General features: G+C 63.8%; 19 protein-coding genes. 12 read left to right on the forward strand and 7 right to left on the reverse strand.

What is annotated here, in order from left to right; all coding sequences use genetic code 11:
• Window positions 1-108 precede the first annotated feature (108 nt).
• Entirely contained in the window at window positions 109-990 is an 882-nt protein-coding gene (locus tag ASE26_RS11670; protein WP_057246283.1) for a sulfurtransferase, read from the reverse strand.
• Between the two features lie 168 nt (window positions 991-1,158).
• Between ASE26_RS11670 and ASE26_RS11675 the strand changes: the two genes are divergently transcribed.
• Window positions 1,159-1,695 carry a DUF1444 family protein gene (locus ASE26_RS11675; RefSeq protein WP_162246552.1) on the forward strand — a complete coding sequence of 179 codons (537 nt, stop codon included), beginning with the start codon at window positions 1,159-1,161 and terminating at the stop codon, window positions 1,693-1,695.
• 33 nt (window positions 1,696-1,728) lie between these two features.
• On the opposite strand, the gene ASE26_RS11680 is transcribed toward ASE26_RS11675, so the two are convergent.
• Complete coding sequence (locus ASE26_RS11680) at window positions 1,729-2,031, reverse strand: c-type cytochrome (RefSeq protein WP_055929792.1); 303 nt, start codon at window positions 2,029-2,031, stop codon at window positions 1,729-1,731.
• Window positions 2,032-2,218: 187 nt separating this feature from the next.
• Here ASE26_RS11680 and dnaE point away from each other — a divergent pair, with 187 nt between their 5' ends.
• The 4 genes from dnaE to ASE26_RS11700 all read left to right on the forward strand — a co-directional run bounded on the left by dnaE (window position 2,219) and on the right by ASE26_RS11700 (window position 8,865).
• Window positions 2,219-5,755 carry a DNA polymerase III subunit alpha gene (dnaE, locus tag ASE26_RS11685; RefSeq protein WP_055929796.1) on the forward strand — a complete coding sequence of 1,179 codons (3,537 nt, stop codon included), beginning with the start codon at window positions 2,219-2,221 and terminating at the stop codon, window positions 5,753-5,755.
• A 104-nt stretch (window positions 5,756-5,859) separates the two neighbouring features.
• Complete coding sequence (locus ASE26_RS11690) at window positions 5,860-7,380, forward strand: MBOAT family protein (protein WP_057246284.1); 1,521 nt, start codon at window positions 5,860-5,862, stop codon at window positions 7,378-7,380.
• A 14-nt stretch (window positions 7,381-7,394) separates the two neighbouring features.
• Window positions 7,395-8,597, forward strand: coding sequence for a hypothetical protein (locus ASE26_RS11695; protein WP_229208143.1), 1,203 nt, complete (start codon window positions 7,395-7,397; stop codon window positions 8,595-8,597).
• A gap of 7 nt (window positions 8,598-8,604) precedes the next feature.
• Window positions 8,605-8,865, forward strand: a complete 261-nt coding sequence (locus tag ASE26_RS11700; protein ID WP_229207120.1) for a KTSC domain-containing protein — start codon at window positions 8,605-8,607, stop codon at window positions 8,863-8,865.
• An 11-nt stretch (window positions 8,866-8,876) separates the two neighbouring features.
• On the opposite strand, the gene ASE26_RS11705 is transcribed toward ASE26_RS11700, so the two are convergent.
• Window positions 8,877-9,107: a DUF6139 family protein gene (locus ASE26_RS11705; RefSeq protein ID WP_055931772.1), complete on the reverse strand. Its 231-nt coding sequence runs from the start codon at window positions 9,105-9,107 to the stop codon at window positions 8,877-8,879.
• A gap of 181 nt (window positions 9,108-9,288) precedes the next feature.
• Between ASE26_RS11705 and ASE26_RS11710 the strand changes: the two genes are divergently transcribed.
• Together ASE26_RS11710 and ASE26_RS11715 are read left to right on the forward strand one after the other, a co-directional pair.
• Window positions 9,289-10,848, forward strand: a complete 1,560-nt coding sequence (locus ASE26_RS11710; protein WP_055929807.1) for an ATP-binding protein — start codon at window positions 9,289-9,291, stop codon at window positions 10,846-10,848.
• Window positions 10,849-10,850: 2 nt separating this feature from the next.
• Window positions 10,851-11,450: a response regulator transcription factor gene (locus ASE26_RS11715; RefSeq protein WP_229207121.1), complete on the forward strand. Its 600-nt coding sequence runs from the start codon at window positions 10,851-10,853 to the stop codon at window positions 11,448-11,450.
• Window positions 11,451-11,460: 10 nt separating this feature from the next.
• On the opposite strand, the gene ASE26_RS11720 is transcribed toward ASE26_RS11715, so the two are convergent.
• Window positions 11,461-12,294, reverse strand: coding sequence for a glycosyltransferase family 2 protein (locus ASE26_RS11720; RefSeq protein WP_055929809.1), 834 nt, complete (start codon window positions 12,292-12,294; stop codon window positions 11,461-11,463).
• Between the two features lie 108 nt (window positions 12,295-12,402).
• Between ASE26_RS11720 and waaF the strand changes: the two genes are divergently transcribed.
• Window positions 12,403-13,422 carry a lipopolysaccharide heptosyltransferase II gene (waaF, locus tag ASE26_RS11725; protein ID WP_055929812.1) on the forward strand — a complete coding sequence of 340 codons (1,020 nt, stop codon included), beginning with the start codon at window positions 12,403-12,405 and terminating at the stop codon, window positions 13,420-13,422.
• Here waaF and ASE26_RS11730 read toward each other — a convergent pair.
• Both ASE26_RS11730 and ASE26_RS11735 read right to left on the reverse strand, forming a co-directional pair.
• Window positions 13,412-14,749, reverse strand: coding sequence for a hypothetical protein (locus ASE26_RS11730; protein ID WP_055929814.1), 1,338 nt, complete (start codon window positions 14,747-14,749; stop codon window positions 13,412-13,414). The genes waaF and ASE26_RS11730 overlap by 11 nt on opposite strands.
• A complete protein-coding gene (locus ASE26_RS11735; protein ID WP_055929817.1) occupies window positions 14,746-15,096 on the reverse strand; it encodes a hypothetical protein in 351 nt (116 codons plus the stop codon). Before ASE26_RS11735 ends, ASE26_RS11730 begins: the two co-directional genes overlap by 4 nt.
• A gap of 64 nt (window positions 15,097-15,160) precedes the next feature.
• Between ASE26_RS11735 and ASE26_RS11740 the strand changes: the two genes are divergently transcribed.
• From ASE26_RS11740 to ASE26_RS11755, 4 genes are all read left to right on the forward strand, one after another.
• Window positions 15,161-16,336, forward strand: a complete 1,176-nt coding sequence (locus ASE26_RS11740; RefSeq protein ID WP_055929820.1) for a YncE family protein — start codon at window positions 15,161-15,163, stop codon at window positions 16,334-16,336.
• Between the two features lie 39 nt (window positions 16,337-16,375).
• The gene (locus ASE26_RS11745; RefSeq protein ID WP_229207122.1) at window positions 16,376-17,059 is read left to right on the forward strand and encodes an alpha/beta fold hydrolase; all 684 of its coding nucleotides are present in this window, start codon (window positions 16,376-16,378) and stop codon (window positions 17,057-17,059) included.
• A 36-nt stretch (window positions 17,060-17,095) separates the two neighbouring features.
• A complete protein-coding gene (locus ASE26_RS11750; protein WP_055929823.1) occupies window positions 17,096-17,551 on the forward strand; it encodes a hypothetical protein in 456 nt (151 codons plus the stop codon).
• A 124-nt stretch (window positions 17,552-17,675) separates the two neighbouring features.
• Window positions 17,676-18,440: a hypothetical protein gene (locus tag ASE26_RS11755; RefSeq protein ID WP_055929827.1), complete on the forward strand. Its 765-nt coding sequence runs from the start codon at window positions 17,676-17,678 to the stop codon at window positions 18,438-18,440.
• On the opposite strand, the gene ASE26_RS11760 is transcribed toward ASE26_RS11755, so the two are convergent.
• A complete protein-coding gene (locus ASE26_RS11760; protein ID WP_055929828.1) occupies window positions 18,441-19,976 on the reverse strand; it encodes a methyl-accepting chemotaxis protein in 1,536 nt (511 codons plus the stop codon).
• Window positions 19,977-20,084: the final 108 nt, after the last annotated feature.

Below are 20,084 nucleotides of genomic sequence, written 5' to 3' on the forward strand. Positions count from 1 at the left end.
TTAGTGGGTTTGGTCGCACAAACACAATAACTCTTCCTTACTGCTCTCTTGCGTTTACAGCTCGGTCATCCCGGTAATCCGCGATGAACCTTTTTTATGGCTTGCTGCTTACTGCTTGCCGAAGCAGGCCGGGCACGAAACCCCGGGTACGTATTCCGGCGCCAGCTGCTGGCGCGGCGTCACCACCGCGCGGCAGGCGAAGCACTGCTTGGTCTCGGTCGGCTCCAGTTGCGGGTTCAGCGCGGTGCGATAGTCGAATACGAAGCAATCGCCGGTGTAATGCGCGCCGCCGACTTCCTCGAAGTACTTCAGGATGCCGCCTTCCAGCTGGTACACATTGTCGTAGCCGATGTTCTGCATATGGATCGCGGCCTTCTCGCAGCGAATGCCGCCGGTGCAGAAGGTCACCACGGTCTTGCCTTCGAAATCAGCCTTGTGCTTCTCGATGATTTCCGGGAATTCGGTGAACTTGGTCAGGCGGTAATCGACGGTGTTGGTGAAAGTGCCGACGTCGACTTCGTAATCGTTGCGGGTCTCCACCATCACCACCGGCTTGCCGTTGTCGTCGTGGCCCTGGTCCAGCCAGCGCTTCAGGTCTTTGGCTTGCACATGCGGTGCGCGGCCGTCTTCAGGACGGATCAGCGGATGGCGCATGGTGATGATTTCTTTCTTGATACGCACCAGCATGCGGCGGTGCGACTGATCGGCCGACAGGCTTTCCTTCACTTCCAGGTCGGCCAGGCGCGGGTCGCTGCGGACCCAGGCCAGGTACTCGTCAATGTGGGCGCGGGTGCCGGACAGGAACATATTGATGCCTTCCGGGGTCAGCAGGATGGTGCCCTTCAGGCCCAGGCGGGCACAGATGTCCTGGTATTGCGGGCGCAGTTCGTCCAGCTGCTCGAGCGTGATGAATTTGTAGGCCGCTATGTTGACGTATACGGCTGCTGCCGCGCCGGGCATTGCAGGCGCGTTTTCAATGGTTGCTTGCATGGGATGGGTAATCGATTGAATCCGGAACAGCCGACATTATAGCCGCACTCGGCGGAATGCCCAAATAATAGGCAGGGATTGCCAAATGCTTAAATGATCTGGAATAATTGCTATCAAATGTTGAAAAATGGAAAGGTCAATTCAATGAATGATGGTGCAGCAGAGTTTGTGACGCAAGAATTCCTGGCGCGCGCTGTCGCGTATCTGAAAAGCGTGGACATTGCCGGTGGCGCCGCCGCGGTTTCCCTGTCCGAAGCCGACAGCCCGGTACTGCGGCAAGTGGGTTCCGGCCTGGTGGTGGCCTACGTGGTCGACGAGCCCCAAGGGCTGGTGTATGTACAGCATCGCCATCTCGCCGAAGCCGGCATGGACGCGGCGCAGCTGCACCGCTCGGCCATCGCCAACCTGGACAAGCTTTGCAGCCAGCATATGCGGGTCGAGCAGCATGGCCCGGTCTTTGGCGTTTTCGTCGACGGCAATTTCGAGGCCAGCATGTTCCTGCTGCAGGCGTTGTGGCAGCGCGACCTGGCCGGCCTGGTGGACGAAGGGTATATGGTTGCCGTGCCGGCGCGCGACATCATGGCGTTCTGCGACATGGCGTCGGAGGAAGGTGTCGCCGCGCTGAAGGAAATGGTGGAACGCGTCCATGAAAACGGCGATCACTTGATCAGCAGGAACACCTTCCGCATCCGCAAGCCGGCGTGACGATGGGCGGTGGACGGCCGCCCCGGTTAGCGCTTACTTCTGCGCCAGCACCCAGCGTACCAGTTGGTGCGCTTCGGCGTCGGTCACCTGGTTAGGCGGCATCGGGACAGCACCCCAGACCCCGGAGCCGCCCTGCAGCACCTTCAGGATCAGTTTATCCTCGGCGCCCTTGTCGTTTTTGTATTTGGCCGCGACATCCTTGAACGAAGGCCCGACCAGTTTTTTCGCCATGGCGTGGCAGGCGAAGCAGCTCTTCGATTTGGCCAACTGCTCAGGTTCTTCCGCATAGGCCGCCAGCGAGGCGGTCATCAGCAGGGCAGCAGCAACAATTTTCATCTTCATCTCCAAGGGTGGATTGGTAAGGGTGATTCTAGCCGCGCCGTGCGGCTGCAACGGGCTCATTTGTAAGCAATTATGGCGCGCCCTATGCTGGACTAGCCAGCAATCTAGTTCATTAGGAGGCGCCCGGGGCAGCTCAGGCGTTAAAATAGGGGGATATTCGACTTAAAATCCGCCTGCCCCCATGAGCATTGAAACAATCGACCAGCCAGTAGACGCCACGCCAGCCGCCGCGCCCGTGGGACCGCAATTCGTCCACCTGCGCGTCCATACGGAATATTCGATTGTCGACGGCCTGGTGCGCTATGACGACATGATCAAGAAGGCGGTCAAGGATGGCCAGGGCGCCCTGGCCATCACCGACCTGGCCAATATGTTCGCCATGGTGCGCTTCTACAAGGCGGCGCGCGGCAAGGGCATCAAGCCGATCGTCGGTGTCGATACCTGGATCACCAACGACGACAACCGCGACAAACCGCACCGCATCATGCTGTTCGCGAAGAACCGCATGGGCTACCTGCAGCTGTGTGAGCTGCTGTCCGAAGCGTGGTTGAACAACCAGTGGAAGGGGCGCGCAGAAATCCGCACCGAGTGGCTGCGCGACTTGCCCAACAAGCAGTACCCTCTGCTGCCGGACGAAGATCCGCGCAACTGCCTGATCGCCTTGTCCGGCGCTCATTTCGGCGATATCGGCCAGGCCATCGAGAACGGCAACCTGGAACTGGCTGAAGCCAATGCCCGGAAATGGGCGGAGATTTTCCCGAACGGCCATTTCTACGTCGAGATCCAGCGCGCCGGCCAGGCCAACCAGGAAGTCCAAGTGCGCCAGTCGGTGGCGATTGCGGCCAGGCTTGGCCTGCCGGTGGTGGCGACGCACCCGGTGCAGTTCCTGTCGCGGGAAGAATATATCGCCCACGAGGCGCGTGTCTGTATCGCGGAAGGCGAGATGCTGGCCAACGCCAAGCGCGTCAAGCGCTTCAACGAGCAGATGCGCTTCCTGACCCAGGCGGAAATGGCGGAGCTGTTCCACGACCTGCCGGCGGCGCTGCAAAACTCGGTGGAGATCGCCAAGCGCTGCAACCTGTCGCTGGTGCTGGGCAAGCCGCAGCTGCCGAACTTCCCGACCCCGGGCATGACCATCGACGAATTCCTGGTGTCGGAGACGACCAGGGGCCTGGAAGAGCGCCTGGTGCAGCTGTTCCCCGATCCGGAGAAACGCGAGAAGGAGCGCCCGCGCTACGAGGCGCGCCTGAAATTCGAGAACGACACCATCATCAAGATGAAGTTCCCGGGCTACTTCCTGATCGTTGCGGAATTCATCCAGTGGGGCAAGAACAACGGCGTGCCGATCGGCCCGGGCCGCGGCTCCGGTGCCGGCTCGCTGGTGGCGTATGCGCTGAAGATTACCGACCTGGATCCGTTGAAGTACAACCTGCTGTTCGAACGTTTCCTGAACCCGGAGCGGGTATCGATGCCCGACTTCGATATTGACTTCTGCCAGGAAAAACGCGAACTGGTGATCCAGCACGTGAAGGACTTGTACGGGCGCGAGGCGGTATCGCAGATCGCCACCTTCGGTACCATGGCGGCGAAAGGCGCGATCCGCGACGTGGGCCGCGTGATGGATTTCGGCTATATGTTCTGCGATGGGGTGTCGAAGCTGATCCCGTTCAAGCCTGGCAAACCGGTGTCGATCGCGGAAGCGATCGAAGAAGAGCCGCTGCTCAAGGAGCGCCAGGAAAACGAGGAGGAAGTGCGCCAGTTGCTGGACCTGGCGCAGCAGGTCGAAGGCATCACCCGTAACATCGGTATGCACGCCGGCGGCGTGCTGATCGCACCGGGCAAGCTGACCGACTTCTGCCCGCTGTACACCCAGTCCGGCGATACCGGCGTGGTGTCGCAGTTCGACAAGGACGACGTGGAGGCGATCGGCCTGGTGAAGTTCGACTTCCTGGGCTTGACCACGCTGACCATCCTGGACCGCGCCGTCAACTACATCAAGGATCTCGATCCCGAACTGTCCGATTTCGACCTGGCCAAGCTGCCGCTGAACGACCGCCCGACCTACGAGCTGCTGACCAAGGCGAAAACCGTCGCCGTGTTCCAGCTTGAATCGCGCGGCATGCAGGGCATGCTGAAGGACGCGCGTCCCGACCGCTTTGAAGACATTATCGCGCTGGTGGCACTGTACCGCCCGGGCCCGATGGACCTGATCCCGGACTTCTGCAAGCGCAAGCACGGCGAAAAGTTCGACTACCCCGATCCGCGCACCGAGGGCATCCTGTCCGAAACCTACGGCATCATGGTGTACCAGGAACAGGTCATGCAGATGGCGCAGATCATCGGCGGCTACTCGCTGGGCGGCGCGGACATGCTGCGCCGTGCCATGGGTAAGAAAAAAGCCGAGGAGATGGCGGAGCACCGCGAGCTTTTCCGCAAGGGCGCGCAAGAAGGCGGCCTGACCGTCGAGAAGGCCGACGAGATCTTCGACTTGATGGAAAAGTTCGCGGGCTACGGCTTCAACAAGTCGCACGCGGCCGCCTACGCGCTGCTGTCGTACCATACCGCCTACCTGAAGCACCACCACACCGCAGCGTTTATGGCAGCCAACATGTCGCTGGCCATGGACGATACCGAGAAGGTCAAGATCCTGGTCGAGGACTCGATCGACGTCTGCGGCCTGACCATCCTGCCGCCGGACGTCAACCAGTCGGCCTACCACTTCCGTCCGGACGGCGAGCCGGGCAAGAAGGCGACCAGGATCCGCTACGGCCTGGGTGGCGTGAAAGGCGCGGGACAGAACGCGATCGAAGCGATCATCGCCTCGCGCACCTCGGGCGGCCCGTTCACCAGCCTGTTCGACTTCTGCAAGCGGGTCGACAAGAAGCAGATGAACCGCCGCACCATCGAAGCCCTGATCCGCGCCGGTGCGTTTGACGGCTTTGGCGTCGACCGGGCGGCGCTGTTTGCCTCGGTCGGCTTCGCCATGGAATACGCGGACCAGGAAGCCAAGTCGGCCAACCAGGTCAGCCTGTTCGGCGGCGACGATTCCGACCTGGTGGCGCCGCCTGATTATGTGCAGGCGACGCCATGGACCGACCGCGAAAAGCTGGCGGAAGAGAAGATCGCGCTGGGCTACTACCTGTCCGGCCACATGTTCGACTCCTACGCGGCGGAAGCGCGCCGCTTTGCCCGCACCAAGCTGTCCGAACTGGAGCCGTCGCGCGAACCGCGCATGATGTGCGGCGTCGTTTCCGGCATCCGTACCCAGATGACCCAGCGCGGCAAGCTGCTGATCGTCACGCTGGACGACAAGACCGCCGTGGTTGAAGTCACGGTGTACAACGAAGTCTTCGAGCCGAACAAGCATATGTTCAAGGAAGACGAATTCCTGTGCGTGACGGGCAAGGTGTCGGAAGACCGCTTCTCCGGCGGCCTGCGCATTTCGGCGGAAAAGGTCTACAACATCACCGCGGCGCGCATCCAGTTCGGCCGCCAGATCGGCCTGGCCCTGCCGAAGGCCGTGGCGCCGGCCAGGCTGGCCGAGATCCTCGGCCCGCACCGCGACGAATACGGCCTGCCCGTGTCGATGCGCGTCAAGCCGCAAGGCATCGACTGTGTGTTGCAGCTTGGCGACGACTGGCGCGTGGCGCCGTCCGATGCGCTGAAGATCGCCCTGGAACAGGGCCTGGGAGCACAGGAAGTCGCCATCGAGTATTAAGATGGGGCGCTAAGCCAACCCAACAGTATCGTGCGCCATAGTTATTAATAGTTCAACATAATCCGGTAGTACCGCTCCATTCCTCATGGTGGCCACTACCGATCATGTTGTTCAATTCTTTCAGCTTCCTGCTGGGTTTTTTGCCGATCGCCCTGGTCGGCTACTTCCTGCTGGCACGCCGCCACCCGACCTGGGGCGTGGCGTGGCTGGCGCTGGCGTCGCTGTTTTTCTACGGCTGGTGGGAGGTGCGCTATGTGCCGCTGCTGCTCGGCTCCATCGTCGCCAACTATGGCTGCGCCCAGGCCATCCGGCGCGCGCAGGGCAGGGCGCGCAGCTGCTGGCTGGGCGGCGCCGTGGCGGCCAACCTGGCGCTGCTCGGCTACTACAAGTACGCCAACTTCTTCTACACCAGCCTGACCGGCCAGCATACGGAACTGCTGCAGGTGGTGCTGCCGATCGGCATATCGTTCTTCACCTTCACCCAGATCGCCTTCCTGGTCGACACGGCGCGCGGTTTCGTGCAGGAAGGACGCTTCATCCACTACCTGCTGTTCGTGACCTACTTTCCGCACCTGGTGGCCGGGCCGGTGCTGCACCACAAGGAAATGATGCCGCAGTTCGCCGACCCGCGGAACGCCTTGCCGCGCGCCGAAAACTTCTCGGTCGGCGCCACCATCTTCATTATCGGCCTGGCCAAGAAAACACTGCTGGCCGACACCCTGGCGCCGTACGCCAACGCGCTGTTCGCGGCGCCTGGCGAGCCGACCCTGCTGATGGCCTGGGGCGGCGTGCTGGCTTATTCCTTCCAGCTGTATTTCGATTTCTCGGGCTATTCGGACATGGCGATCGGCCTGTCGCGCATGTTCGGCGTGCACCTGCCGCTGAACTTCAACTCGCCCTACAAATCGCGCAATATCGTCGACTTCTGGCGGCGCTGGCATATGACCCTGTCGCGCTTCCTGCGCGACTACCTGTACATTCCACTGGGCGGCAACCGCCATGGCGCAGTGCGCGCCGAAGCGAACCTGATGGCGACCATGCTGCTGGGCGGCCTGTGGCACGGCGCCAGCTGGAATTTCGTGCTGTGGGGCGGCCTGCACGGCGCCTACCTGATGATTGCGCACGCATGGCAGATGCTCAGGGCGCGCCTTGGCTGGCAAGGCGCCGGCAAGGCAGGGGCGGTTGCGGCCCGGGCGCTGACCTTCGCTGCCGTGGCTTATGCCTGGGTGTTCTTCCGCGCCGCCGACCTGCCCTCGGCCATGCGCATCGTGGGCGGCATGTCAGGCCAGTATGGCGTCGCGCTGCCGGATGCTATCGGCGCGCGCCTGGGCGGCCTGCACGATGCGCTGGCCGCGCTGGGAATCAAGTGGACGCTGGGCGGCGCCACCCAGTTCATTGAAACATGGTGCTGGGTCCTGCTGGCCGCGCTGGTCGCTTTCCTGGCGCCGAATACGCAGCAAATCATGCATCGCTTCGAGCCTGCGCTGGATCATGACGGCACGGCGGCCCCGGCGCGCCTGGCCTGGCTGCCGGCGCCGCGTCCGGCGCTGGTGACCGGCCTGCTGGCCGTGTTTTGCCTGCTGGCCCTGTCGCGGCCGAGCGAATTCCTTTATTTCCAGTTCTGACCATGTGCAACGCTTTGCACCATCATTATTTGCGCAAACTGGGCCTGGCCATGCTGGCGGGCCTGCTGCTGGTGGCCGGCGTGGTGATGCTGGCCGACCCCTATGGCCTGTATGGCGTGGTGCGCAAGCCCGGCCTGAATGCGGAAAAACCGGTGCCGCAGCACTTCCGTAACGAGATCAAGCTGGCCGGCGCCCGGCGCCTGGGCGCGACCCAGTTCCTGGTCGGGAATTCGCGGGTTGAAGTCGGCTTCGATCCGGACAGCCCCTTGCTGGGCGGCGGCGCCTACAACCTCGGGCTGGCGGGCACCGGCACCATGGTGGCGGTAGGGCAGTTGCAGTACTTGCGCAGCCTCGGCATCTCGCCTTCGCGCGTGATTGCCGGCCTCGATTTCCACGACGCCTTGCTGGCGCCGGGCCAGCAAGGCGGCGCGCGCAAACCGCCGGTAGCAGGGGCTGGCAAACTGGGCTGGCGTGTGGAAAGCCTGTTTTCGCTGTCCGCCTTGCGCGATGCGGCAGCCACCTTTGCCATGCAGGGCGACCGCGAGGCCGAAACCATGACGGAGCGCGGCCTGAACCCGCTGCACCAGTACATCAAATTTGTGCGCTACGACGGCTACTACAAGATCTTTCGCCAGCGCGCGGAAGAGAATGCGGCCTCGCTGGTGAAGAAAGCGCCGGGCGGGCTTGACCGGCAAGGGCTGCGCGCCGAATTGCGCGCCCTGGTCGATGCGGCGGCGAGCGATAATCCCGGCGTCGACCTGCGCCTGATGGTGTACGCTTATCACGCGCAGATGCTGGCGCTGTATGAAGCGAGCGGCATGTGGCAGCGCTTCGAGGAATGGAAACGTATCGTACTGGAGGAGGCGCAGGCCGCGCGCACCCGTTACCCGCAAGCGCAGATCACGGTGCACGACTTCAGCGGCTTCGGCGAATTCAATTGCGAAGCGATTCCGGGACCGAACCGGAAGGGCACGACGCACTGGTACTGGGAGGCCGGGCACCAGAAGCCGGCGCTGGGTGAAGAGATGCTGCGGCGCATGCTGGCTGGCGCGCCGCAGGATGGTTTTGGCATGGCGCTGACCTTGCAGAACCTGGAGCAGGACCGCCAGCGCATCGCCGCCGAACGTGCCGCTTGCGCCGCGGCGCAGCCGGCGCTGTTTGCGGAAGCACATGAACTGGTGGCGCGCGCGGCGCGCCGGCTCGGAAAGGGACAATGAAATGGAAATGAAACGCATCAACGCAGGCAAGCTGCGCGCCATTGGTTACGACGAGCGCGCACGCGTGCTGCGCGTCGAGTTCGACGACGGCAGCGCCATCGATTACGACGGCGTCGGGCGCGACGTGTGGCAGCGCCTGTCGGCCTCGGGCAGCGCCTGGAGCTTTTACCGCGACAATATCGAGGAAGAGTTCACAGGCCGCAAGGGACGCGCCAAGCCGCAGGCCGGAACGCGTCCCGCCGGGCTTGACGAGCTGTTCGGCGACTGACGCCGCCGCGCTTACATGTCTTTCAAGCCGGTAATGGCGTAGCCTTTGCTGCCCATCTGCTGGGTCAGCCGGTCGATGTGGTAATCAGGCAGGCCTTGCACATCATCGTCGACTTCCAGCGATTGCTCGGCTGGCAGCCAGTCGGTGTTGATGGCTTCCTGTGGGATGGGTTTGCCCTCGGGTACGGCGAGGTAGGAAAAAATGCCGTCATGTTCGGCACGGCGGTAGATATCCAGGCGCATCTTCATCTCCCTTCAACTAGTCCTACGCACAGGCTGGCGTAACGCTTTGATTCTACTCCGCTTGCATGGCTGTGGCCATGCAAGATTTGCCGGCGCGCTGCACTGGAAACAGCAAAATTAACATGGATCAACAAACCCGCACGCCGGATGATTGCTCAAGTTCAATGATATAGTGGGCTTTATGCGTTTTCCGTTTTTGCTGCCGGCCACCGGATTCTTTGCCGCTTACCTGCTGTTCGACTGGATCACTTACGTCGAGCCGCTGCTTGGCCTGAACATCACGCCCTGGAACCCGGACACAGCACTCGGCCTGGTGTTCTGGCTGGTGTATGGCCGGCGCGCGGCGCTGCCGTGGTTTGCCGCCCTGGTGACGGGCGATGTCCTGGTGCGCGGCCTGCCGGGCGGCTTGGCCGGCACCCTGCTCACAGCCGCCTGGCTGATCTGCGGCTACGGCTTGCTGGGCGAATGCCTGCGCCGCGCGCTCGGCGGCGGCACCATCTTCAGTTCGCGCTCGAGTTTCTACCGCTGGCTGATGATCGTTGCCGCCGGCACCTTGCTGAACGCGGTCGGCCATATCAGCCTGCTGGCCTGGCTTGGCCTGGTGCCCTGGAGCGACTGGCTGCGCGCCGCCTGGCGTTTCGGTTTCGGCGACATGGTGGGGGTGGTGGTCAGCATGCCGCTGCTGTGGAAACTGGCCAACCCGCAAGACCGGGTACGCCTGCGCGAGGCCACCTGGAAGCCGGAAACCCTGGGCTACCTGGCGCTGGCGATTTTCGTTCTGTGGGCGGTGTTCGGCTATATCATGACGGCCGAATTCAAGCACTTCTATTTCCTGTTCCTGCCGCTGATCTGGGCCGCTTCGCGCCAGGGCGTGCATGGCGCGGCGCTGGTGGTGTTCGTGCTGCAGCTCGCCATCGTGGCCCTGGTCAGGGCCAACAGCGCCAATAACATCACCGTCTCCGAACTGCAGATGCTCGATGCCGTGCTGGCGCTGGTGGGCTTCTTCATCGGCATCGTGGTCGACGAGCGGCGCCAGGTGGCGGAAGAACTGAAGCAGACCTTGCGCCTGGCCGCGGCGGGCGAAATGGCGGCCGCCCTGGCGCATGAGCTGAACCAGCCGATGACGGCGCTGGCGGTGTACGGCAAGGCTTGCGAGCACCTGCTGGCGCGCGGCGATGCGGGCGATGTGCTGAAGAACGCGATCGGGCAGATGATCAATGAATCGGCGCGCGCGGCGGAAGTGGTGCGCCGGCTGCGCGACTTCTTCCGCACCGGCGCCATGCAGCTCGAAACCGTCGGCGCGGCCGCCTTGCAGTCCGGTATTGTGCAGCAGTTCCGGCCGCAGTTTGCGGAACACGGGGTGCAGGTCTCAATCGACGAGGCGCCGGCGCTGGCGGTGCAGGTCGATCGCCTGCAGGTGGAACTGGTGCTGCGCAACCTGCTGGCCAACGCTCTGGATGCAGTGCGCATGCGCCCGGCGGGGCAGCGCCGCATCCGCCTCGCGGCCGAGAATATCGGCGGCAAGCTGCGCTTCACGGTGGAAGACAGCGGCGATGGCCTGACGCAGCAGGCGGCGGGACGCCTGTTCGAGCCCTTCGTATCGACCAAGGCCAGCGGCATGGGCCTGGGACTGGTGCTGAGCCGCTCCATCGTCGAGGCGCACGGCGGAACTTTATGGGCGGAAGTTGCCGATCACGGCGTCTTTCGTTTTATACTGCCGGCGCTGGACTCTGGAGAATAGCCTTGTCAAACCTTACCGTTTTCATCGTCGACGATGATCCTTCGCTGCGCGACGCCCTTGGCCTGCTGCTGGGGGTGCGCGGCTACCGTACCGCCGTTTTTGCCAGTGCCGAAGCGTTCCTGCATGCCTGGCTGCCCGAATGGGCGGGCTGCCTGGTGGCCGATATCCGCATGTCCGGCATGGACGGGCTGACCTTGCAGCGCAAGCTCAATGAGATGAACTGCCTGCTGCCGGTGATTATCGTGACCGGCCACGGCGACGTCAGCTCGGCGCGCGAAGCGTTCAAGGCGCGCGCTGTCGATTTCCTGGAAAAGCCGTTCGACGACGACAAGCTGATTGCCGCCATCGAGGAAGCGTTTTCGATGCAGCTGCGCCAGCGCCAGGACCAGGACCGCCGCCAGCAGCGCGACCAGCTGCTGGACGAACTGACCCCGCGCGAGCGTGAAGTCTTCGAACTGGTGGTCATGGGGCGCCACAACCGCGAAATCGCCCCCCAGCTGAACATCAGCGTACGCACCGTGGAAGTGCACAAGGCGCGCCTGATGGCCAAGCTGGGCGTGGATAACGTGGCCGACCTGGTGCGCGTCGCGCTGCGCGACTAGGCTAGCGCGACTAGGCTGCGCTTGCGCCCAGCTCGCGCAAGCCGGTCACGGCTTGCGTGGTCTTGTCGACGGCGCGCTGCAGCACCACCGCGCGGTTGCTCGATTCCTGGTCGCGTTTCGCTTCGCGGTGCCACAGGTGATATACCTCGGTGGCGAAGGCGCCGCTCTTGCGCATGACGCCGGCATTGAACAGGCGCAGCACCAGGTCGGAGTCTTCATGGCCCCAGCCGGTGAAGCTTTCGTCGAAGCCGTTCACCAGGTCCAGGTCACTGCGCCATACCGCCATATTGCAGCTCTTGATGCGGCGCCAGGTGAAGCGCTTGCTTTCACGGCCCAGGTTCGGCAGGGTCAGCATCGTTTGCAGGAATTTGTTGGCGTTGCCGGCCAGGTAAAGCTTGAGTTTTTCCAGCGCGCGCGCGCGCTGGATATCGAGGTGCTGCTCCAGCAGGCGGCGCGTATAGGCTTCGCTCAGCAGCACGCGGCTGCCCGTCACCACGTAGCCGCGCTTGGACAGGCGGCGGTGGTTGGCCACGAAGTCCTTCTGCGGCACGCAATCGCCATCGATAAAGATGATGTATTCGCCCTGCGCCGCCAGGGTGCCCAGGTTGCGCGCCCGCGCGGCGCGAAAACCGAGATCCTCCTGCCACACGTGCTGCAACGGCACCGGCGAGCGCGCCTGCAGGGCGGCGACGGTTTCCCGCGTGTTGTTGGTCGATCCGTCATCGGCGATAATGATCTCGAAATTTTGATCGTCCTGTGCAAAGCAGGCCTCCACCACGGCCGACAGGGCGTCCGGACGATTGTATGTGGTGATAATTAACGAGATGGTTGAAGCTTGTTGCATGGATGCTAAAAGATTAATAAAAAATGCCGTCCTGCCGGCGGGCGCCAATCCGGCAGTATATCAGCGCCGGGTGCGCGCCACCGGCTGTGCTGAACAGGAGGGGCGCCAATGAGGACGCTGGTGATCTCCCCCAACTGGATCGGCGACGCCGTAATGGCGCAGCCGCTGTTGCAGCGCCTGAAAGCGCTGCATCCGGAGCGCCCGATCGACGTGCTGGCGCCGCCGGCCGTGTCGCCGGCCTGGCGCCAGATGCCGGAAGTGGCCGAGGTGCTGGAAACCCCGTTCCGCCATGGCGCGCTGCAATTGAAGGAGCGCTGGCGCTACGCGCGCCTGCTGCGCCAGCGCGGCTATGCCGACGCCTACATCCTGCCCAACACCCTGAAATACGCCCTGATTCCCTGGCTGGCCGGTATTGCGCGCCGCGTCGGCTACAAGGGCGAGAGCCGTTATGGCTTGATCAATGTGATGCACCACGACGACACGCCGCCGCGGCCGATGGTGCCGTTTTACGCGGCGCTGGCCGATGCGCCGGGGGCGCCGCTGCATGGCGGCCTGCCCAAGCCGCGCATGGCCGCCAGCGGCGAGCAGGTTGCCGCTGCTTGCGCCAAGGTTGGCCTGGACCCGGCGCGCCCGCTGGTGGTGTTTGCGCCGGGCGCCGAATTCGGCGCAGCCAAGCGCTGGCCGCCTGCGCATTTCGGCCAGTTGGCGCAGCACATCCTGGCGCGCGACCCGCAAGCCCAGGTTGCGCTTCTGGGTTCGCCCAAAGATGGCCCGACATGCGATGAAGTCATTGCTGCCGCCGGGGCACCGGCTGGCCTGTCCAGCCTGGCCGGCAAGACCAGCCTGTCCGATGCCATCGCCCTGATCGCCCGTTCGGCCGCCGTGGTCAGCAACGATTCCGGCCTGCTGCACGTGGCTTCGGCGCTGAACCGGCCGGTGATCGCCATTTACGGTCCGACCGATCCGGATCACGCGCCGCCATTCTCCGAGCTGGCGGCCTCGATTTCGCTGCGCCTGGAGTGCTCGCCATGCCGCCAGCGCGAATGCCCGCTCGGCCACCAGAACTGCATGCACGGCATCAGCGCCGGCCAGGTGTGGCAGGTGCTGCAGCCAATGCTCAGCCGTTGACGATCGGCTGGGCGATGATCCAAAGGCTCAGCAGGGTGTAAGCCACCATCAGCGCCAGCATCGGCAACTGGCTGCGGGTGGCGCGCGGCCCGAACTGGCGCAAGGCGGTCTGGTGTCCCAGCCATACCGCCGCCACATGTCCCGCCACGATGGCGAACAGCGACACATACCAGACCATGCGCGCATCGACGATGCCCAGCCGGATGAAATAGAAGCGGGTGCCGAACAGGTCCCAGCCAAGGTTGAGCGGATCGGAAGCCAGGGGGACCAGGTATTGCCCCGCCATCGCCAGGAAGGACAGGTAATGGGCGAAGTGGTAGGCAATCGCGATGGGCACCAAGGTCAGCACATACCAGCCGGCGGTCGCCGCCAGCGCCGCACCGCCGCCGCACCAGGCAATCGCGCGGCACACGGCCAGGTAAGCCAGCAGGAATACCGCCGGCAGGAGGCATAGCGCTGCGCCGCGCAGCAAGGCGGGCGGCAGTGCCAGTGCGCCCTGCAGGTCCAGCCACGCCTGGGTTTCCAGCAGGCCGTCGAAGCTGACGGAAGCCAGCATCAGCATCACCAGCACGATATGCGACCAGCCGAGCGGCGCCTGCAGCAGCAAGCCGGCGCCGAAAGGGCGCAATTGCCAGCGTCCATTGTGCACCTGGTTTGGTGCAAAGCGCGCCAGCAGGCCGAATACCACCGCAAACACTTCGCCGTGCGCCAGCCAGGTGCGGCGCCCGAACAGGAACATGGCCAGCCAGGACAGGCAGGAGTAGGCCAGCATTGCAGCGGCCAGGCTGGCCGGCTGCTCGCTGCCTTCCCAGTTCAATTCCATGTTCACGAAGGCGAGGAACAGCAGGGCGGCCGGCCACACGCCGGCCCATTGCGGCCAGGCCAGCTTGGCGGGGCGCTCGCCCAGGGTCCAGCGGTACACGGTGTCGAGCGGATTGACCAGCGCCCACAAGTCGCCCAGCAGGGCCGAGACGAAGGCCATGCCGACCCACCAGATAGCCCACACCATGGCCGGCGCAATATTCTTGAACGGATTCTGTGCGCCGGCAAAGCCGGCGCAGATCACCAGCAGGTACAGCGCCAGCACCGCCAGCCGCAAGGCCGTCGCCAGCACGCTGGCCAGCGGAATTCGTTCCAGCAGCGTGAAAGCCCGTTCCGGCGCACGCGGCTGCATATTGCGCTGGCGCGCCAGCAGCAGGAAGGTGGCAGCCACTGTGGCGCCGGCCCCGCCCATGAACATCCACAAGGGCAGCGGCAAATCAAAGCGCTGGCCGAATCCATGCGCCAGCGCGGGCAAGGGAATGGCTGCCAGCAGCCAGCGCTTCATCTGGGAGTAACTTCCACGTAAAGCAGGGCCGGGGCATGGTGCTGGCCCTTGCCATGCGCCGCCAGGGGGAAGCGGCCGAGCACTCGCGCCTGGAGTTGCAGGCGTCCCGGTGCGCCGGGCTTGAGCGAGAACATCAGGTCATAGCCGTGCAGGTGCAGCTCCAGCGGGGCGTCGCTGCGCAATTCCAGCACCAGCGTGTCGCCCTGCGGCACGCGCACCGTGGGCGCCGGGTTGGCAATGCGCTGCTGCTTGACGTCGAAACTGGCACTTTGTTGCGCGGCCCATACAGGAATCCCCGCCAACAGCGTCAGGGTTGCAAACAGCCAGTGGGGGCAGGGCAGGCGCATATGGAGATTCTAGTGCGGCAGGCGTAATATTCAATGCCTGACCCTGCAAAAGAAGGAGTGGACCATGCGTATCCGTTTCCTGCTTCCCCTCGCGGTCGCCTTGGGCATTCCGGCCCTGGCCAGCGCTGAAATCCTGGCGATGATGAATTATGAAAGCAAGTCCGCCGAGTCGCTCAAGGCGCTCAAGAACCCGGTGGCGCCGGCGGCGCGCAAGGAAGGCATCGCGATTGTCGATGTCGACCCCAACTCCAGGACTTTCGGCAAGATCGTCAAGGACATCCCGCTGCCGGCCGACCTGGTGGCGCACCATATTTTCTACAACCACGACATGAGCAAGGCCTACATCACGGCGCTGGGCAAGACCGAGCTGCGCGTGATGGACATGAAGTCCAGGGACTATGCCATGACCACCGTCAGCATTCCCGACTGCAGCGTGGGCGAGGACATGGCTTTCTCGCCGGACCACAAACGCTGGTATGTGAGCTGCATGGGAAGCCAGGCCATGGTGGTGGGCGACGCCCATAGCGACAAAGTGCTATCCACCATCAAGGTGGCGGCGCCGTATCCGCATGGGCTGGCCGTTTCCGGTGCGGCCGACCGCATCCTGCTCACGTCGACCGTGCGCGCCTCCGACCTGGGCGATGCGGGGGAGGTGATCAGCGCGGTGGAGGCCAGCACCGGCAAGGTGCTTGGCACCTACAAGGTGTCGAAGAAAGCTTCGCCGGCCGGCGAGGCGCCGGTGGAAATCCTGTTCGTGCCGAATGCGAAACCGGCTGTAGCCTACATCACCAATATGTATGGCGGTACGCTATGGACGGCCAGCTGGAACAAGGACAAGAAGGATTTCGAGGTGGCGCAGGTGTATGACTTTGCCGACGCCAAGGCAGGCGTGCCGCTGGAGCTCTACTTCAACAAGGCCGCCACGCGCATGTATGTGACCAGCGCCAAGCCGGGGCAACTGCATGTCTTCGATATATCGGCCAAGGCAGGAGAGCCCAGGCTGCTCAAGTCCATCCCGGCAGCAGAAGGGGCCCACCATGTGGCCTTTACCAAGGACGGCAAATATGCCTTCGTACAGAATGCCCTGCTTAACCTGCCGGGCATGAGCGATGGATCGGTCACCGTGGTCGACCTGCAGGCCGGCACCGTCGTCACCAGCATGGATACGCTGAAGAACGCCGGCCTGAATCCCAACAGCATCGTCTTGCTGCCGCAGTGGAATGAGATGATGGGGCACTGAGCCCAGCCGGCGGTGTCATGCCGCGGATATAATCGCGGCATGATACCGCTGGTCCTGATTCCCGGCTACATGCTGGACGATGCCTTATGGGATGGCATGCTGCCGTTCCTGCCTGCCGCACTCCCGCTGCATTTCGCCAGCCTGGCCGAAGGCGATTCCATCGCCGCCATGGCGCAGGCCGTGCTGGCGCACTGCCCGCCGCAATTCAGCTTGCTTGGCTTCTCGATGGGCGGCTACGTCGCGCGCGAAGTGGTGCGGCTGGCACCCGGGCGCGTGCAGTCGCTGGCGCTGGTCGCCACTTCCAGCCGGGCCGATTTGCCGCTGCAGGTTGAACAGCGCAGCAAGGCAGCCCGCGCCAGGCCGATCGGCACCTTCCGCGGCCTGGGGCGCGCCGCCATCGCGCAATCGCTGCACCCGGATAACTCCGCCAACGAAGCGCTGCTGACGCAGGTGCGCCTGATGGGCGAACGCCTCGGCCGCGAGGTCTTCGTGCGCCAGTCGCTGATCGTGCGCGAGGCCGATACCGGCCGCCTGCCCGATATCCGATGTCCGACCCTGGTGGTTGCGGCAGCCCAAGACCAGCTGCGCCGCGCCGAAGAGGCGCGCGAACTGGCCGACGGCATTCCCGGCGCAAAGCTGGTGACCGTGCCCGACGCGGGCCACCTGATTCCCCTCGAACAGCCGCAGGCGCTGGCCAGCATCCTGACTGTGATTTTTCGATAGGATATTGCCTAAACATTAACGCTATACTCGGCCCGTATGGGCTATCACATCTCAATTTTGCGCACTGCTTCCGATCCCATCCGGCTGGAGGAGGTGTCGCTGGCGGTCGGCCGGATGTCCGGCCGCCTCGCATTCGACGGGGACGCGCAGCCGGACCCCCAGGTCTACCAGCCGGCCAGGGACGGCGAGAGTGAGATCATGTTGCTGGAAGATGGAGAACTGTGGGCCAAGAGCCCCAGCGAGGAGTTCCTGCGCCTGATGATTGACCTTGCCGGCTTGCTGGGTGCCCGCGTACGGGGCGATGAACTCGAAACCTATCGTGCCCCAGACCAAACCTACCATCACCCCGACGACAGCGGCTTGATTGCGGAAGCTGCGGAGCTATCGCGCAAGATGGCCAGCCGGCAGCGCAGCAGGGATTGGCTGACCCGCTTTGCGACTGTCGGCGTGGCAGCAATGGCCGGCTGGATTTACGCCCGTTTTATCAAATAAGGCGCAGGCATAGGGTGACGATTCCGCGAACGGCGACTGCCCTGGGCTCTTGCTAATTCCGCGGGACCGGATTTCGTCCGCGTTCCGCAAAAAAACACCTTAACAAACCAAGAGAGCGCGACGTATGAAGAAACTTTATGTGCCTGGATTGCTTGCTGCGCTGGTATGCGCCATGCCAACTGCACAGGCGAACTGCCATGCCGCCTTGAAGGAACGCTTGCCGCAGTCGGGTACGGTCATTTTCGGCGAGATGCACGGCACCAATGAGATTCCTGCATTCTTCTCGGCTTGCGTACGCGAGTTCGTCGAGCACGGCGAGCCGGTCAGGGTGTTCCTGGAATTCGACGCTTCGGACACCGAGCACACGGCGCAATATCTTCGCGGCGAGATCGATGAAGCCGCTTTGCTGTCGTCGCCGCGCTGGCGCAGGCTTGATGGCCGCACCAGCCGGGCCATGCTGGAACTGCACCGTGCACTGAAAGGCGTGCAGGTGGTCGGCTTCGCGCCGCTGTATGGCGTCGCCGATATCAATGCCGGGATGGGGGAGAACTTCCTGCAGCACCGGCTGGAAAACGGCTACAACCTGGTCCTGGTGGGCGGGGTCCATGCACAAGTATCGGCTGGCAAGGGCGATGTCTACGCTTCGGTTCCATTCGGCCAGTACATCCAGGCCAGGTCGAAGAATGTTCTCAGCCTGAACGCCCGCTACACGCGCGGCAACGCATGGACGTGCTCGCCGTATTGCGATGCCAGTCCGCTCGCCGGTAACGAGCCCACTGGCGCCACCCCTGCCCGGAGCATCGGCTTCGGCGGCAACGACCGCCGCTTCGATGGCTACTTCAGCGTGGGCGCTGCGACGGCATCGCCGCCGGCAGTGGAGAGGAAGTAATCAGGCCAGTTTGAAGCGGCCGACCTGGCCGGTCAAACGGCCGGCCTGGTCCTGCATGGCGCTGGCCGCCGCTGCCGCCTGTTCCACCAGCGCGGCATTCTGCTGCGTCACATTGTCAAGCTGCACGATCGCCTGGTTGACCTGCTCGATGCCGACCGTCTGCTCGCTGCTGGCGGACGCGATCTCCGACATGATGGAGGTGACGCGCTGGATGCTGGCCACCACTTCATCCATGGTGCTGCCGGCCTGGTTCACCAGTTCGCTGCCGGCCTGCACCTGCTGCACCGTGTTGTTGATCAATGCCTTGATCTCTCCGGCCGCCTGCGCGCTGCGCTGCGCCAGGCTGCGCACCTCGCTCGCCACCACCGCAAAGCCGCGCCCCTGTTCGCCGGCGCGCGCCGCTTCCACGGCGGCATTCAGCGCCAGGATATTGGTCTGGAACGCGATGCCGTCGATGACCCCAATGATGTCGACGATCTTGGTCGAGGCCGCGTTGATTGAACCCATGGTGTGAACCACTTCGCTCACCACGCTGCCGCCGCGCGTCGCCACGTCGGAGGCGGTGGCGGCCAGTTCGCGCGCCGTGCGCGCATTGTCGGCATTGGTACGCACCGCGGAAGTCAGCTCTTCCATCGACGATGCTGTCTGTTCCAGCGTACTGGCCTGGTGTTCGGTGCGCGCCGACAGGTCGTGGTTACCGGAGGCGATCTGCTGCGAAGCGGTGGCGATGCTCTCGGTGCCGTGGCGTACTTCGCTGACGATGCCGGCCAGGCTGTCGTTCATGGACTTCAGGGCTTTCAGGAGCTGGCCCGCTTCGTCCTCGCCGTGCGCTTCGATGCGGCGGCTCAAGTCGCCATCCGCTACGGTCTGGGCGATCTTGACGGCTTGGTTGAGCGGCTTGACGATAGAGTGGGTGGTCAGCCAGGCGAAGCCCACGCCCAGGGTGACAGCCGCCATGCCCAGCATGATCAGCAGGTTGCGGCCGCTACGGTTGCTGGCCTGGATTTCAGCGGCCAGCGCATCGAGGTTGCGATGCTCGGCTTGCGTCACTTCATCGAGCGCGCCCAGATAGCTGACGCGGCGCGCTTCCATGTCGACGAACAGGCGCTGCGCCGTTTCCTTATCGCCGTCGGCCTTGGCTTTGTAGACGGCCTTGCGCTGTTCGACATAGGCTTTGCGGTTGTCCAGCACTTTTTCGTAGGCGCTGCGCGATGCGGGATGGGCCAGGAGCTTGGCCAGCAAGTCCTGGATTTCGGTAGCGCGGCCGGAGGCGGCCTTCATTTGCGCTTCGATGGACTTCTGCTGCTCCGGATCGGACACCATATATGCCGCCGTGGTGCGGGCAGCATTGACTTCGACCACCTTCTGCCACTCGGCCACCAGGCGCTCGTTGCGCACATTTTCGGCCACCAGGGCCTCGGTCTTCGCGCTGGCGCTTTGCAGGCGCATGATGCCGACCACCGTCATCACGGCCAGGAGCAGCAGTACCACGGCAAAGGCCAGGCCAAGGCGTGCGCCAATTTTCATGTTCTTCATCGTGATCTCCCCGGACTTTGTGACAGTTCATCGCTGCCATTTGTTCCACGATGGTAACGCTAAATCCGTTTGTGTTCAGCAAGAGAATTGTTAATATGCAAATCGGAA

It is taken from the genome of Duganella sp. Root198D2 (assembly GCF_001428585.1).
In the GTDB taxonomy this organism is placed as follows: domain Bacteria; phylum Pseudomonadota; class Gammaproteobacteria; order Burkholderiales; family Burkholderiaceae_D; genus Rugamonas.